A 16,648-nucleotide genomic window follows, 5' to 3' on the forward strand; every position below is an offset into this window, starting at 1 on the left:
TGTTGCCATATGAAAAACAGTAATATGGAGGATGTCAATGGTGTTTCTATCGATTATGACGGTGTATTGACGTTGAATTGTGTCGTGCGAATGGGTGGCCAATAAATTGGGAGTGGGGCATGGATTTCAGTTTTTGGTAATATCATACGAGTTTCAGCGGTTTTTAATGTCAAAAGAGCTGTTGACAATGGCTTCCTAGTATTATAGATAGTAATTACAAAGCGGCGTAGGTAGTACGTTGCTTCTTTTGTAATGCTATGGAAAAGGAGAGCGGATGTTGAAGCCAGTGAAGTCGATGATGGTGGTTTTGTTTGCGGTGGTTGCAACCCATGTGCAGGCATCTCAGTATGCTTGGTCGAGTATTCATGGCGACGACACGGACGAATGGGACCGGGTTGCGAACTGGTGGTGGGGCGACGGCGGCCAGCCGTCGGAAGCCCCCGGAGCCGATGACAATGTTTTGATCGGTGCGATTTTTTCCAATACGCAGCTGGATTGGCCTGTGATGAACACCACGGTGGCGGTCAGCAACCTGTTTCTTGGAGGGGGCAAGGGAACCCCGGGGAAAGATGGGGAGTTGACAATTGAGAGCGGGGCGAACCTGACGGTGGGTGGTGCTTTCCGTTTGGGATCGGATGGCGGGGACAGCCTTGGCTATACCGGAACGCTCTATATGACCGGCGGCTCGATGGTTTCCGATGTTTTTGCGGTGGGTATGAACGGCAGTGAAGGGCTCGCATACTTGAGTGGGGACGCGAGCATTACGGTTAATACGTTCTTCACGTTCAGGGAGGAAGGCACAGGTACCATCTATATGGCGGACAGCTCGGTTTTGACGGTTGCCGGCAACAAGACGGGTTTGGCGAACGACCGTATTATGGCGAGTGTTGGCGGAGAGTCCATTTCGGCCAGTTATGATGGTTCTTCGACGACGTTTACCGTGATTCCCGAACCCGCAACGCTGGGTCTGGTTGCGGCGGTTGGCGGTACGGTGCTGTTTATTCGGCGGCGCTTCATGATGTGACGTCGGGAGAAGAGGCAATAGATAATAGCAATTAATGATCGGAAAGGGCTTCCGGTTTAACCGAAGGAGAGGTCGAATGAAGAAAATATTGAAGTGGATGATGGTTGGATTCCTGGTTGTGCTGAGCGCGCAGGCGGGGACAGTTTGGGATGAAAGTTTCAGCGCGCTTCCGGCGTGGGATGATGATTTTGCCCCGGTGTCGATGTGGGAGGACGACTTCAGCGGATCGCTCAGTTCGAACTGGACGGTCTTTACCCAAGGGCCAGCCGCATCCGTGACGCATTCGAATTCAACCATGGTCTTGGATTCCGGCGATGAGAACGGCGGCCGACAGGCGGCGGTCAACACAACGACGGACGAAACCGGCACGGTTTCCAACTTTAACGGAGAAGCGCTCTACAATTTTTATGACCATCAGGTGAGCGCCCGTTTTGATATTGCATCCATTACCGGCAGCAACGCCACTAAACGCAACGTATTCTATTTTTCGATCGGTGATGATGCGGGTGGAAACTATATGCCGATGGATGGCGTGATCGACGACGGAATCGGGTATGTGATTGAACAGGTGACTGAGACACCGTATTGGCGGATTCAGTATGTGACTTCCGAAGGGGGAGTTCCGGGAGCAGGAGGCGTTGTTGCCAATATCAGCGGTGTCCCCAGCGCCATCACCTATACGTTGGATGGTAACAACGTCACCATTCAGATGGAGGGTGCAACGATTACGGCGGTCGGCAGTCAGGGTAACGGCACCGTGGGCGGCTCCAACCTGACGGCGACGGTGGCGGATTTTTCCGCCAATATTTCCGGCTACACATTGGCCTATGGAGCGTATAATCGGGGCACGGTGGCCGAAAAAACCGTGGTAACGCTGGATGATGTGTCCGTGGATGTCGGCGGCGGTTTGAACGAAAACTGGACGGTGAAGGAAAACGGATCCGGCGCTTCGGTGTCGCAGCCGGGAACCACGATGGTACTGGATACGGCCGGCACAGGCGGCGGTCGCCAGGCGGTGGTCAGCACGACCACGGACGAGACCGGCACGATGTCCACCTACAACGGTGAAAAACTCTACAACTTTTATAAACATCCGGTTCAGGCACGATTCGATATTGATTCCTTTACAGGGGGGACAACCCCGGGTCGCAGTGTCTTTTTCTGCTCGATCGGGTATGATTCCGACGGCAACTATATGCCGCAGAGCACCCTGCTGGATGACGGCATCTCGTTCGTGATTGAGCGCACGGCAGGCGCTCCCTATTGGCGCCTGATGAGAACAAAAATGGTTTCCGGAGCAGAAACCAGCGATGCGCTGGGTACCCTGAACGGATACCCCACAGCGATCACCTATGCGATGGATGGAACCAACGTTACCATTACCATCGAAGGCACCACCTTTGCGTATGTTCCCCCGGCGGATGCCACTTCGATCAGCTCGACGCAGATTCAGACCACGGTCGATGACATTTCAGCCAACCTGACCGAGTATGTCCTGGCGTACGGTGTCCACAACCGCGGCACGGTCTCGACAGGAACCGTGGTGGCGGTGGATGCATTTTCGGTGGAAATCGGTGGAGGCCTGAACGAAAACTGGGCGGCATATACCGCAGGTGCCGGTGCTGGGTCGACCCAGACGGGCGGGCAGCTCATTATGGATACCGGCGTTGCTGCGGGAAGTGCCCGTGCAGGGCTGTTTACTGCAAGCGACGAAACCGGTGCGGTAACCACCTTCAATGGTGCGCAACTGTATGATTTCTATGATCATCTGGTGAAAGCACGCTTTGAAATCGACTCGATCGACGGGGTGTCACCTGAAGGGAATAAACGGAACGTCTTTTATTGCACGATCGGCGAAGACGCCGGCGACAACTATCTGGCACAGAACACCGTGCTTGATGATGGAATCTGTATTGCGCTTGAACAACTGAATGTCACCACCAGCAACGAATACTGGCGCTTCACGATTGTTGCCAGCCAGGGTTCATCCACGATTGAAGGGGGCTGGGCGGCGGATATCAGCGGTGTGCCGACCGCGATCGACCTCACCTTCAACGGCGGTCAGATCATTGTTGATATGGAAGGGGCTGTGGTTACGGTTCCCGGCGATGACATTGGCGAATCCGTCACCAACGGAACCACCATTGTTGCTAACTTCACGAATGACCTTTCTTCAGCGATCGGAACCTACAACCTGGCCTATGCGGCGCATAACCGTGCAACCGTGACGGAAAAGACGGTGGTTACGCTCAATGCGATGACTGTAACCGTCGAGGCAAAAACCTATTCCACCTGGGCGGAAAGCTGGGGTGTGGATATCGGATCGGAAACCAACGACTATGATGGCGACTATGTCGATAACCTCGGCGAGTACGGCCTCGGCGGCGACCCGACCGATCCGGCGGACAAAGGCCAGACCAGTGTGGCGCTTGATGGAACCACCCTGGTTTATGCGCATGCGCAGCACAGCAGTGACGGAAACCTGACCTACTGGCTGGAAACCACCGACGACCTGCTGAATCCGAGCTGGACCAATATCGGCTATTCCGTGGTCGGAACCAACGTCACGGGCGAAACGTATGATTTCGTAACCAACACGGTGCCGACCGATGCGGACCAGACCTTCATCCGCCTGCGGATCCAGAATAATTAGGAGAGGTCTTAGACAGGATCTACGCAGATTTACATGATTGAAAATCCGGAAATGGAAATTAACAAAATCATGTCGATCGTGTAGATCCAGTCAAAAAGCTACATGTCGAATGCGCGCCTCGAAGGAGGCGCGTGTTTCGTATCGGTTTAGTAAGGATGGAATAGAATATGTTGAGCTCAAAAATCGGTCTAGCGAGTATAACGGCAGCGGTTTTGTTGTCGGGCACCTGTATTGCGGGCGTGCTCTGGGATGAGGATTTCAGCGGGGCGTCGCTGAACGCCAACTTTACGGAATTCACCCAGGGTGCCGGCGCGGAGGTGGTGCAGGCCGGCGGGCAACTGGTCATGGACACCGGCGTGGCGGCCAGCAGTGCGCACGCGGCGCTCAACACCGTTTCGGATCAGTCGGGTACCCTGACGCACACCAATGGGGCCGCGCTCTATAATTTTTACAACCACCCGGTGCAGGCGCGCTTCGATATTGCCTCCATCAACGGCTCCAGCGGTACGAAACAAAATGTGTTTTATTTTTCGATCGGCGATGATGCTGCTGGAAAATATATGCCTCAGGTGAACGTGCTCGACGAGGGACTCGGCTTCCGATTGGAAAAGACCAGTTCGGATTCAACGTGGCAGATTGTTTATCAGGCGCTCGACGGAGCTGCCAGCGCAGGCAACGGTACGGTTGCCATCCTGAGCGGTGCGCCGACGGCAGTCACGTATACGCTGAGTGGAACGCAGGCCGCTATCCAGCTGGAGGGTGCAACCTTTACGGCTCTCGGGATCGGCAACGGAACACTCGGCGGTTCCAACCTCACCGTTTCTGTGGCGGATTTGTCGACCAACATTTCCGGCTACACGCTTGCCTTTGGCGCCTACAACCTCGGTGCGGTCATCGAAAAAACCGTCGTGACGCTGGATGCGTTCCGTGTGGAATTGATTACGGATCTTGATCCGCTGTCGTTCGGCGCTGTTCCGGATGATGCAAACGACGACACCTTCGGCATCCAGATGGCATTGAATCTTGCCGGTGGGTTGACCGGAACCAATACGGTGCATCTTTCCGCCGGCGATTATTTTGTCGATACGCTCTACATTGGCGGAAACACCGTGTTGTCCGGCGACGGCAGCACCGGCGCCGCGGTTTCGCGCCTGCGGCTGAATGAATACATGCGCGGCAGCAGTTCCATCATTAAAAACCTGAACCGCGACAGCGTCGTCGACCGGAATATTGCATTTGAAAACCTCTGTTTTGACGGGCGCAGATCGGTGCAGACCAATGGGTATATCCATTCGGTCAACATGCAGAATGTGGTCGGGTTGACGATCGAGAGCTGTCATTTTGAAAACTCTTCGGCCATCGGCTGTGTGGTGCAGGGGACGCAGGTGGAGGATTGCCGAACGGACATCCTGAACTGTACCTCAACGGGGAACCTTCTGGGCTTCTATGTGCAGTCGCGCAGCGACTTGATTGATTCAGTCAACGGCGTTGTTTTCAGCAACTGTGTGTCAGATGCCGATCAGTGGGGCTTCGATGTTTATCTGGCCAGCAATACGACCTTTTATTCCTGTACAGCAAACTATGCATCCAACGGGCACGGGTCGGGATTCTCCTCCGACTCCTGCACCGATCTGCGCTATGTCGACTGTTCCGCGGAAGGGAATGAAATACGCGGTTTTGCCGTGTTTATTAATGCGAATAACCTGCGCCAGCCGTACGATATCACCTTTTCAAACTGCATATCCCGCTGGAATGGGCGGAACGGGTTTGAAATTGCCAACGCCAGCGATGTGACGCTGACCGATGTGCAGGCTTACGGAAACGGGGAGTACGGCATCAGCGCCCTGAGCAGCTTCCTCTACGACCGGCTCAGTACCGGCCATCTGGTGGAAAACTCCACGATTGTTTCTAACGGACAGGACGGGGTGTTCTTTAGGGGCATTCAGGACTCTGAAATCCGCTCCAATACCATCACCGACAATGGGCTGGATCCGGCCGAGGATTCGTCCGGCATTCTGATTGCCAATGGCACGTACTTGGTTCCCGACATGCCGTCCACCAATATCCTGATCCAGGCCAACACCATTGGCGGCGCGGAGCAGGACTATGGGATCCAATCGGTCGGCTTGACCGATGGACTCACGCTTCAGAATAATGACCTGGACGGGAATGCAATTGCTCCCTACAGCCTGGTCGGCACAAACAACACCATTATCAGCTCGCCCAATATCGTGGTTATCATGGCCGACGATATGGGCTGGCGCGACCTCGGATGCTACGGCAGCACCTTCTACGAAACGCCGCACATCGATCAGCTCTGCTCTGAGGGGATTGCTTTCACTGATGCCTATGCCGCTGCGCCGCTCTGTTCGGCCAGTCGTGCCGCGATGCTCACCGGTTGGGCGCCGGCACGCCAGCACATCACCGGCGTCACGCCGGCCACCCGCTCGGTACCCGAATTCAATTATACGAACTGGACCGATTCGGCGGTGATGCAAAATTCCAGACCCTATCCGGTAACCATTCCGAAGCAACAGGAGCAACTTCCGCTCTCCAGCATCACCATTGCCGAGCGCCTCAAGGAGGCGGGCTATGCAACCGGCTTCTTCGGCAAATGGCACCTGGGTCCGGACGACGATAAAATGGCGTCCCATCAGGGCTTCGATGTCGCCAAGGCCGACCATCATCTGGGATTCCCGAAAAGCTATTTTTCGCCCTACCAGAATCCGCACCTGACGGACGGCCCGACCGGCGAGCAGCTCACCGACCGCCTTGCCGCCGAGGCCTGCACCTTCATCAGCAATAACGTCGCCGCTTCCACTCCGTTCTTCTGCTATGTGCCCACCTTTGCGGTGCACGGACCCTACGAGGCCAAGCAGGCCTACATCGACTATTTCAACGGCACGCGTGACGAGACCCATGCGCAGAACTTTGCGATCTATGCCGGCATGGTCAAAAGCCTCGACGATGCGGTCGGCACCATCGTCGCCGAGTTGAAGGCGCTGGGCGTCTATGAAAACACCGTCATCATCTTTACCTCCGACAACGGCGGCATCCGGATGGATGCGCCCGACAAGACGGACGGCAATAAAATCGTCACCTCCATGCGTCCGCTGCGCGGTGCAAAGACCTCCACCTACGAGGGCGGGCTGCGCGTCCCGACCATCGTCCGCTGGCCGGGCGTCGCCCCGCGCGAGTCCGATGAAGTCATCGTGACCCACGATATTTATCCCACCCTGCTGGACGTTGCCGGTCTGGAGCAACTGCCGGGCAACCCGCTCGACGGCATCAATCTGAAACCGTTCATTTGTGACCAAACCCCCACCGGACGCGATTTTGTCACCTGGTTCTTCCCGCACTACACCCTGATCGGCCAGCCCGAGTGGAACCGCAGCGGTGCGGTCATTCGGAAAGGCAAGTGGAAGCTTCGCCACTTCTTTGATGGAACGAATCATCCGACTCAGCCCTGGGCCAACGAACTCTACGACCTCGACGCCGACATCGGCGAAACCACCAACCTTGCGGATCAGCACCCGGAATTGGTCGCCGAGCTCGAAGCCTTGCTGCTTGCCGAGCTGTCCGCGCAGAATGCGCATATTCCGGTTCCGAACACCGTCAACTATGATGAAGCGCGCTGGTTCACCTATTGGGATGAACAGAGGGCGACGAAGGAATATCTGTGGAGTACCCAGCAGGGCACGCCCCTGATGTGGCTCGAAGACTATGAGCTGGTGGATGATTTTGAGTGGCATGCCGCCGACTGGAAGGATATTAACGGAATGCCTGCCTGGCAGGTTTATACCAACGGAGTCATGCCGGTACCGTTCCGTCTGGATGGCCTGGCGGCTGGTGGGCCGATGGATTACCGTCACCCGGTGCGCGAAGATTATCGCTATGCCGTCATGGCCACGGAATCGTTGACAGAGCCCTTCTGGCAGGAGGTATCGGCCGACGTTTCTTCGAGTAACGGGTTTAAAAATATCACGCTGCCGATCGGAGGCGATCCCAACCGGTTTTATTCGATCTGGGAAACCCTCGGCGGGCAGACGAATGTGATTTGGAGCGAAAGCTTCGGCGAGGCATCCCTCAATACAAATTGGTCGGAATACACGCAGGGCGCGGGAGCCGTCGTGACCCAGACCGGCGGTCAGCTTGTGCTGGACACCGGTGTTTCGAACAGCGCCGCGCAGGCCGCGCTCAATGCAATCACCGACCAGACCGGAAGCATGACGACCTTCAGCGGAGCGAAGCTCTACAACTTCTATAATCATCCGGTAATCGCCTGTTTCGATATCGCCTCCATCAGTGGAACCAACGGCGCCGGAAGGAACGTGTTCTATTTCTCGATCGGTGATGATGCCGCCGGCAAATATCAACCGCAGTCCAATGCGCTGGATGACGGAATCGGGTTCCGGCTGGAGCAGCAGGGAGATCCTGCGGCCTGGCGCATCGTTTATCAGGCGCTTCAGGGAGCCAGTGCAAGCGGGGCAACGGTTGCCAATCTCAACGGTCTGCCGGGCGCGATCACCTTTACGCTGGATGGAACACAAGCCACCATTGAGCTGGAGGGCACAACCAGTACGGGCGGCGACTCTGTGTTGACCCAGACGCTGGCGGACTATTCCACCAACATTTCCGGTTATACCCTGGCCTTCGGTGCATGGAACATGGGGACGGTGGATGAAAAAACCGTTGTAACGCTCGACGCGGTTTCGGTCGAGGTCACAGAGTAGGGGCGGGATTTTTTTTTGACGGGATGAACAGGATTTACATGATGTTTAGCTCTGCGTGGAGCAGGCGGGACGCCTGCGGTACGGTGGACTGTATCGCAGGCGTCCCGCCTGCTTCCAAGGTTTGGAAGAAAATCTTCCAATGGTTGGAAAAAGTAGAACGGTCCTCCGGGCCGTTTCCAGGGGTTGGAAGAAAAAGTTCCAACCATTGGAAAACAGCTGTGGCGATCTCCTGTCTGGCAGGCAGTGCCTTCGGTGCATCCTCCACAAACGTACTGATCATTTTTGCCGACGATCTGGGGTATGGCGATGTGGGGTGTTATGGCGCGACGAATGTGGCGACGCCGAACGTTGACAGCTTGGCTCAAAACGGCATGCGCTTTACCCAGGCCTACACGCCGTCGTCGACCTGCTCGCAGTCTCGCGTCAGCATGCTGAGCGGCCGCTACTGGTGGCGCAGTCCGCTGCACCCGCCGACCGGCGTGATCCATCCCGCAGGCCCCAACGCGTTGTTGGAGCGCGGGGTGGTTGCCCTGCCGACCCTGTTCCAGCAAAAGGGCTACAATACGGCGGCCTTTGGAAAGTGGCATCTCGGGGTCGGTTACGGCGATTCACATAGCGAGCGCTATGACTGGAGCCGGCCGACCATTGAAGGCGGGCCGTTGGATGTCGGCTTCGATCATTTTTTCGGGCTGGCCGCCAACGTCGTAAACGAACCGGATTTCTATATCGAGAACGATAAGTTTTACATGCGCGGATCAAACGATGTGGTCACGGTGAATAGCGGCAGCAGTGTGGATCCCTGGAGCGAGGATGTGCGCTTCGAACACGATGAAGTGGGCGGCGACACCCTGGCCAAAGCCGTCGAGTATATTGAGTCGTCCGACACCAATCAGCCGCTGTTCGTCTACTTTGCATCAACGGTTCCGCATAAGCCCATTACGCCCGCTGCGGAGTTTGTCGGCAGCAGCGATTGCGGGCTTTACGGAGACTTTATTCATGAGCTCGACGGCCAGGTCGGCGCACTACTCGATGCGCTGCGCACCACCGGTCGACTGGATAACACGCTGATTGTTTTCACCAGCGATAACGGCGCGGTCGTTTCAACGAGTGAAGCCCACGCAACGCAATGGGGGCTGGAGCCGATGTGGGAAGCCTATTCCGCAGGACATCGAAGCAACGGCGAGCTGCGCGCGGGAAAACATGCGGTCTACGACGGCGGCAGTCGCATTCCATTCATCGTCTGTTGGTCGAATCACATTCCGGCTGACGTAACAGACGACCGTCTGTTTTGTCTGACCGATGTGTTGGCCTCCTTCACTGATCTGCTGGATGTGCCCGTGCCGGAAAGTGCAATCGACAGCATCAGCTTTCTGCCGGTCTGGACAGGAGAGAGCACGGCATCGCCCCGTTCAGAAGTTCCGACGCGCAGCCCGAATGCCATCTATTCGATCCGCCAGGGTAAATGGAAATATATCGAACACGACCCGGGCAACCCGACCGGCCGTGTAACCGAAAACACCGACCAGCTCTATGACCTCGATGCCGACCCCGGCGAGACGCAGAATCTCTTTGCACTACATCCGGAAGTGGCCGCGCCGCTCAAAGAGGCGTTGATCCCGCTGAAAGCCGCCTTAAACGAAGGCGTGCCGTTCCAGCTTGCTCCCTCCATTTCCGGCGGACAGATCACCCTGCGCCACCCGGTTCGCCAAACCTACCGCTATGATATTCTGACCACCGAGTCGCTCAACGATCCCGACTGGCAGGAAGTATCGGAAGGCATCGCGGCATCCAACGGAGTCATGGTGGTCACGGTCTCAATGGACGATGCAACCAACCGCTTCTATCTGGTGAAGGAGTCGAACGACGGAATCGGCTTCAACATTTGGAGTGATTCCTTTGAAGGGACGATCAATACCAACTGGACGGAATATGTCCAGGGAGCTGGTGCTTCAGTAACCCAGGCCGGCGGGCAGCTTGTGATGGATACCGGCATCCCGGCCGGGTCGGCCCAGGCTGCACTCAGCACGACGAACAGTGCTGACGGAACGATGACGACGTTCAATGGAGAAAAGCTCTACAACTTCTATGACCATCCCGTATCAGCCCGTTTTGATATTGCATCCATCAGCGGCACCAACGGTTCAGGCAGGAACATTTTCTTTTTCACGGTCGGCGATGATGCTGACGGAAAATACAATCCGCAAGCCAATGCGCTCGATGATGGCATCGGTTTCCGGTTGGAGCATCAGGGCGATCCTTCCGCCTGGCGGATCATCTGTCAGGCACTGGACGGGGCAGCCGCAAACGGGGGAACCGTCGCCGATCTCAATGGCCTTCCGACCGCCATCACCTACACGCTGGATGGAACCCAGGCCACCATCGAGCTGGAGGGCACCACCAGCACGGGCGGCGATTCAGTGCTGACAGAAACGCTGGCGGATTATTCCGCCAATATTTCCGGCTACACGCTGGCCTTCGGCGCGCTGAATTATGGAACCGTCACCGAAAAAACCGTTGTCACCCTTGACGCAGTTTCCATTGAGGTGATGGAGTAGGGGGAGAACACGGCGCGGAGCACGTGCTGCGTAGAACGGTCCTCCGGGCCGTTTCCAATGATCGGAACAGTGAAAAGGTAGAATATGAAGAACATGTCTAAATGGTTGGTTGTTTTGAGTTGCGCAGCTTTAGTCTCGGAATCCTCTGCGGATGGAACGTCACGCTCCCCGAATGTGGTTCTGGTTCTGGCGGATGACCTGGGATACGGCGACCTGAGCTGTTACGGCGCGACCAAAATCAAGACGCCGAATATTGACCGCATTGCGAAAGAGGGCATGCGCTTTACCGATGCCTATGCGCCGGGTGCGATCTGCTCGCCGAGCCGCTACGCCATCATGACCGGGCGTTATGACTGGCGCACGGGCGAAAAGTGCGGGGTGATCAACTGGGATGCGCCGTATCATATCGAGCCGGGCCGTCCGACGTTGGGAACGATGTTCCAGAAGAGCGGCTACCGCACGGGCTATTTCGGCAAGTGGCATCTCGGCTTCGGTATGCGTCACACGGTGGATTGGGATAAGCCGCTGATGCCCGGGCCGCTCGAAGCTGGATTTGATTCCTTTTACGGCTTGCCGGCTAACCATGAAAATGTTCCGGAAATTTATGTGGAGGGCCATGAGGTCGTGGACCGCATTCCCGGCGAAAAGGTGCGGCTGGAAGGAACACATCCAAATTGGGAAACGCGCGGGGTTTCGCCACTGCGGGATAAGTTCGAGTGCGGGCCGCGGGTGGCCGATAAAGCAGTGGAGTTCATCGAATCCGCCCCGGTCGGAAAACCGTTCTTCCTCTACTATTCATCCGTTGAACCGCACATTCCGATTACGCCCTCCAAGCCGTTTCAGGGATCCAGCGAATGCGGGCCGTACGGCGATTTTGTCCAGCAGCTCGACCATCATGTCGGCCGGATTCTTGCCGCCCTTGAGGAAAAGGGCGTGATGGACAACACCATCATCCTCTTCACCTCCGACAACGGCGGGCTGTATGTCGGTGAGGGCGGGACCTTGCCGCATGCCGAAGCCGCGCGGAAGGGGCATTCCATTAACGGCGAGCTGCGCGGCCGCAAGCACGTCATCTATGAAGGTGGCGTGCGCGTTCCGATGATCGCCAGCTGGACAGGGAATATCCCCGCCGGAACGGAATCGGCGCAGGTGGTGAGCGGGGTGGATATGATCGCCACGCTCGGCGAAATCATCGGCTACCGTTTTGACCATCGCGAATATGTTGAGGACAGCTTCAGCATCGCTCCCGTGCTGCTCGGCACACAACCGGCCGACACGCCGGTCCGCCCGCCGGTGGTTTCCACCTCCTGCATCGGCACCTTTATGATTCGCGACGGCGACACGAAAGTGATCGAAGAACGCGAACTCATTCCCCAGCTCATGCAGCACGTACGAAAGCAGTACGAGTGGTGGGGAGCGGAAAACAGCAAGCAGGTCTACAACCTCTCAAAGGATATCTCCGAAGAGCAGAATATCTTCGTGGAGCGCAAGGATGTGTACGACCGCTTGACCACCTACCTCAACCGCCTGCGCCGCGACGGCAGCAGCAAAGGCTTTGATCCTGCTGATTATCCGAAGTAGAACGGTGCTCCGCGCCGTTCTTTCCAATGCCTGGAAACCTATTGCATCCTCCTTCGGCAAGGCTGCGGCGGGACACAGTAGGTACGCATATATTTTTCCAATGTTTGGAAATGCTGACGGGTGCTGGCTCAGCCAGGTTCCAACCATTGGAAGAAAAAGTTCCGAACCTTGGAAAATGGAATTGATCTGCACCTTTATAGATGACAGATTGTATTTTTAACATCGAGGTGCGATTTATGAAGTGTGTGTGCAGGTGGCTGGTTTCCGGGTTGATTTTTTCGTGCAGCGTGGCTTTTGCGGTGGAGCAACGCCCTAACGTGTTAGTTGTTTTTGCCGATGACCTCGGTTATGGCGATGTGGGCTGCTATGGCGCGACAAAGCTGAAGACGCCGCATATTGACCGGATTGCCAAAAGCGGCATGCGCTTTACGAATGCTTACACGCCGACGTCCACCTGCTCGCAGTCGCGCGTCAGCTTGCTGACCGGGCGCTATTGGTGGCGCAGTCCGTTGCATCCGATCAGGGGCGTGATTGCACCGGCGGGGCCGAATGCGCTTCTGGAAAAGGGAGTTGAAAGCCTGCCGAAGTTTTTTCAGCAAAATGGCTACCGCACGGCGGCGTTTGGCAAGTGGCATGTGGGTGTTGGGTACGGCGATTCTCCCGCCGAGCGCTACGACTGGAACCGCCCGACGATTGAGGGCGGGCCGCTGGCGTCCGGTTTTGACTATTTCTTCGGCCTGGCTGCCAATGTGGAAAATGAGCCGGCCTTTTACATCGAAAACGACACGTTTGTCGGGCGCGGACCGAACGATGCCATTACGATCAAAGGCAAAAAGGTGACACCCTGGACGCCGGAGGTGCTCTATGAGGATGACGAGGTGGGGCAGGATACCGCACGCAAGGCCGTCGAATACATTGAGTCGGCTCCGACCGACAAGCCGCTGTTTGTTTACTTTGCATCGACCGTTCCGCATAAGCCGATTACGCCCGCGAAGGAGTTTATCGGCAGCAGCGACTGCGGCATCTACGGCGACTTTGTTCAGGAGCTGGATTGGCAGGTCGGTGAGCTCATCGATGCACTGCGTAAAACCGGGCGACTGGATAATACGATGATCATCTTCACCAGCGACAACGGGGCTGTGGTGGCGACTGATGAGGAGTTTGCAAAAAAATGGCACCTGGAGCCGATGTGGGAAACCTATGCCGCCGGGCACCTGAGCAACGGCGAGTTGCGAGACGGCAAACATGCGGTTTATGAAGGCGGAAGCCGCGTTCCATTTATTGTCAGTTGGCCGAAGCATATTCCGGCCGGAAAGCAGAACGAAGGGTTGTTCTGCCTGACCGATGTGTTTGCCACTTTTGCCGATCTGTTTGAAGCACCAGTGCCGGAAAGCGCGATCGACAGCGTGAGTTTTTGGCCGGTCTGGTCGGGAAAAAGCACGGCATCGCCTCGCGAGGTGGTTCCGGGCCGCACTTCCAATTCCATCTTTTCGATCCGTCGGGGCAAATGGAAATATATCGAACACGACCCGAAAAATAAAACGCCCCGCCAGCGGGAGAATAAGGATCAACTCTACGATCTGGAAAACGACCCCGGCGAACAAAACAACGTTTTTGGTCAATACCCCGAGGTCGCCGCACGGCTGAAGAAAGAGTTGGGCAAAGTCAAGTCGGCCCCGGGAAAAGCAAAACCGGAGGGCAACCTGCTGCCGGAAGGAAATTTTGATTCGATGAAAGGAAGTCAACTGAGTCCTGAATGGCAGCTTAAAACCTTCAAGAAAGGCGGCGACATCGGCTCGGCCAGTGTGGAGGCGGTGCTGGATAACGGCAATCTGTGCCTGAAATTTACCTGCGAGGGTGGCAAGTGGTCGCTGATGAGCCGAGGAGTGGACGCATCCGAGGGAACAACCTACACCCTGACCCTGCGTGCCAAAGCGCTGAACCACCCGACGCAGGCCACGCTTTATCTGGTAAGCCCCTGGGAGTTCGTTGAGCAAAAGACGGCCACTGTTCCGACTGAGTGGCAGACCTACACAATGAGCGTTACACCGGACAAGCTGGGCAAAGGCAACAACCTCCTCCTGCGGGTTGATCAGGAAGGTGCCGGCTCCATCCTGATCGATGACATCAAGCTCACCACGAAGGTCAAATGATGGAAAACAGATCACGAATTTCGCGAATCGCACGAATTTTAAGACTCTTCATTCGCGAGATTAGTGTGATTCGTGATCAAAAAATGATCCAGCGTAGTTGCTTTGAAAATAATAGAGAAGTTGGCTTATGAAAAATATGTTTAAATGGATGGTTGCAGGGTTGGTTGTTGTGGACAGTACTACCTTTGCTGCGGGCTGTTCCTCTGTGGATGCAACGTCACGTTGCCCGAATATTCTGCTGATTATTTCGGATGATCAGGGCTACGGCGATTTTGGTTTTACGGGCAATAAGCTGGCGGACACGCCGGTGCTGGACCGGCTGTCGAAAGAAGGCGCATTTTATCCGCACTTTATGGTCGGACCCGCCTGCACCCCGACGCGCTCGGCGCTGCTGACCGGTCGCAACCATCTGGATGTCGGCGTCTGGGGCGTCGGCCCGCGCGGCGATGTGCGCCGCGACGAAGTGCTGATGCCTTCGTTTTTTAATCCATCCGGCTACAACACCTGGCTGTTTGGTAAATGGGATGGCGCGAAGATGATGGAGCTGGGTCCTGTGGAGCGCGGCTTTGACTGGTTCTGCGGGATCGGCGGCGGCTATCTGCAAAAAAGACCGCTGCTCTGCACGCCGGAAGGCGGCGAGTGGACGGAGGGCTGGTCAGCGGAACTGATCACCGATGCGGCGATTGAAAAGATCAAAGAGTCCGGCGATACGCCGTGGTTGATGCACATGGCCTACATTATTCCGCACCTGCCTTGGGAGTGTCCCGATTCGTATGCCGATCCCTACCGCAAAAAAGGTTTTTCGGAATCCTTTGCGCAATGCTACGGCTCCATCAAACAAATGGACGACCAAATCGGCCGCCTGCTCGACGCGGTGCGCGAGGCGGGGCAGGAGGAAAACACCATTGTGATTTTCTTCAGCGACAACGGCCCGACCGAAAACACGCCGGCCTATGTGAATGAAAACTTTAAACGTGCACAGCATTCCGATGATTGGAAACTGCGCAATGCCTGCGAGCTGACCGGCTCGAAGGCCGAGGTCTGGGACGGCGGCATCCGCAGTCCGTTGCTCGTCCGCTGGCCGGGAAAAGTCAAACCGGGCGTCCGTCAGGATGTACCGATGGTGGAAGACATTCTGCCGACCGTGCTCGACCTCGCGCAGATTCCCGAAGCCAAACAGCCGAAGCATCTGCCGTTCGATGGCAACAGCATGCGCGCCTCGCTCGAAAATCCGCGCTACACAGATGAGCGTGACATCTTCCGCATCGCCCTCGATGGGCGGGGGCATCCGGGTGATGTCACGCCGTCCAACATTATTGAAGATGCCCGCGAAGCGGACTACAGCAAGCTGCATGCCGTGCTGCGGCGCGGAAGCTATAAATTCCATCACCTGCCCGGCGGGAGCTTTCGCCTGTTTGACATGGAGAAAGACCCCGGCGAAAAAAACGACCTCAGCAGGAAAATGCCCGAGCGCACCGAAGAGTTGGCGCAGCGCTGCCGCGCACGCTGGGACGACATTGCCTCGCGCAATCGCACGTTTCCGATGCGCCAGCTGTACATCAATAACATCGACCGCTGGGCCAAATCGTGGACGCTGCGTGCCAACCAGGCGCTCCATTTCGAAGGCAATATGCAGTCGATTTTCTACGGCGGCGCCCGGGGCTTTAACTCGCCCGGCGACCGCGCCGACTACATGATCGATGTGCAGAAGCCGCTTACCGTTTCCTTCATCGCTGAAGGAAAAAACCTCGTCCAATGCGCACCGATCAACCTGCTGATCGACGGCAAGCCGGTAGAGGTCAAAAGCCGCGACGCGAAACAGATCGTCTTCGGCTCCGCGACGCTGCCGGCGGGCAGCATCCCGGTTTCACTGGCAGTTCCCGATGGTGTCGAAGCCGGAACAGCGGATGGTGAAGTGATTACAGTGACCTTGACGTTGGAGCGGTGAT

At 56.5% G+C, this 16,648-nt stretch carries 7 protein-coding genes; all 7 read left to right on the plus strand.

Annotated features, from left to right (window positions below; all coding sequences use genetic code 11):
* Window positions 1–274: 274 nt before the first annotated feature.
* The 7 genes from E9954_RS31085 to E9954_RS31115 all read left to right on the plus strand — a co-directional run bounded on the left by E9954_RS31085 (window position 275) and on the right by E9954_RS31115 (window position 16,647).
* A complete protein-coding gene (locus E9954_RS31085) occupies window positions 275–1,024 on the plus strand; it encodes a PEP-CTERM sorting domain-containing protein (RefSeq protein WP_136083208.1) in 750 nt (249 codons plus the stop codon).
* A gap of 76 nt (window positions 1,025–1,100) precedes the next feature.
* Complete coding sequence (locus E9954_RS31090) at window positions 1,101–3,677, plus strand: autotransporter outer membrane beta-barrel domain-containing protein (protein WP_136083209.1); 2,577 nt, start codon at window positions 1,101–1,103, stop codon at window positions 3,675–3,677.
* Window positions 3,678–3,844: 167 nt separating this feature from the next.
* Window positions 3,845–8,410: a sulfatase-like hydrolase/transferase gene (locus tag E9954_RS31095; RefSeq protein ID WP_136083210.1), complete on the plus strand. Its 4,566-nt coding sequence runs from the start codon at window positions 3,845–3,847 to the stop codon at window positions 8,408–8,410.
* 218 nt (window positions 8,411–8,628) lie between these two features.
* Entirely contained in the window at window positions 8,629–10,965 is a 2,337-nt protein-coding gene (locus E9954_RS31100) for a sulfatase family protein (protein WP_168442721.1), read from the plus strand.
* 84 nt (window positions 10,966–11,049) lie between these two features.
* Window positions 11,050–12,546, plus strand: a complete 1,497-nt coding sequence (locus E9954_RS31105; protein WP_136083212.1) for a sulfatase family protein — start codon at window positions 11,050–11,052, stop codon at window positions 12,544–12,546.
* A gap of 236 nt (window positions 12,547–12,782) precedes the next feature.
* Window positions 12,783–14,699 (plus strand): sulfatase-like hydrolase/transferase, encoded by a 1,917-nt coding sequence (locus E9954_RS31110; RefSeq protein WP_168442722.1) that lies wholly within the window; start codon window positions 12,783–12,785, stop codon window positions 14,697–14,699.
* A gap of 127 nt (window positions 14,700–14,826) precedes the next feature.
* Window positions 14,827–16,647 (plus strand): sulfatase-like hydrolase/transferase, encoded by a 1,821-nt coding sequence (locus tag E9954_RS31115; RefSeq protein ID WP_136083214.1) that lies wholly within the window; start codon window positions 14,827–14,829, stop codon window positions 16,645–16,647.
* The last annotated feature ends 1 nt before the right edge of the window (window position 16,648 follow it).

The organism is Pontiella desulfatans (assembly GCF_900890425.1).
GTDB lineage: Bacteria > Verrucomicrobiota > Kiritimatiellia > Kiritimatiellales > Pontiellaceae > Pontiella > Pontiella desulfatans.

Excerpts from the sequence above, each read along its gene's own strand:
- E9954_RS31085 (WP_136083208.1), top strand. The coding sequence starts at position 275 with ATGTTGAAGCCAGTGAAGTCGATGATGGTGGTTTTGTTTGCGGTGGTT.
- E9954_RS31090 (WP_136083209.1), top strand. The coding sequence starts at position 1,101 with ATGAAGAAAATATTGAAGTGGATGATGGTTGGATTCCTGGTTGTGCTG.
- E9954_RS31095 (WP_136083210.1), top strand. The coding sequence starts at position 3,845 with ATGTTGAGCTCAAAAATCGGTCTAGCGAGTATAACGGCAGCGGTTTTG.
- E9954_RS31105 (WP_136083212.1), top strand. The coding sequence starts at position 11,050 with ATGAAGAACATGTCTAAATGGTTGGTTGTTTTGAGTTGCGCAGCTTTA.
- E9954_RS31110 (WP_168442722.1), top strand. The coding sequence starts at position 12,783 with ATGAAGTGTGTGTGCAGGTGGCTGGTTTCCGGGTTGATTTTTTCGTGC.
- E9954_RS31115 (WP_136083214.1), top strand. The coding sequence starts at position 14,827 with ATGAAAAATATGTTTAAATGGATGGTTGCAGGGTTGGTTGTTGTGGAC.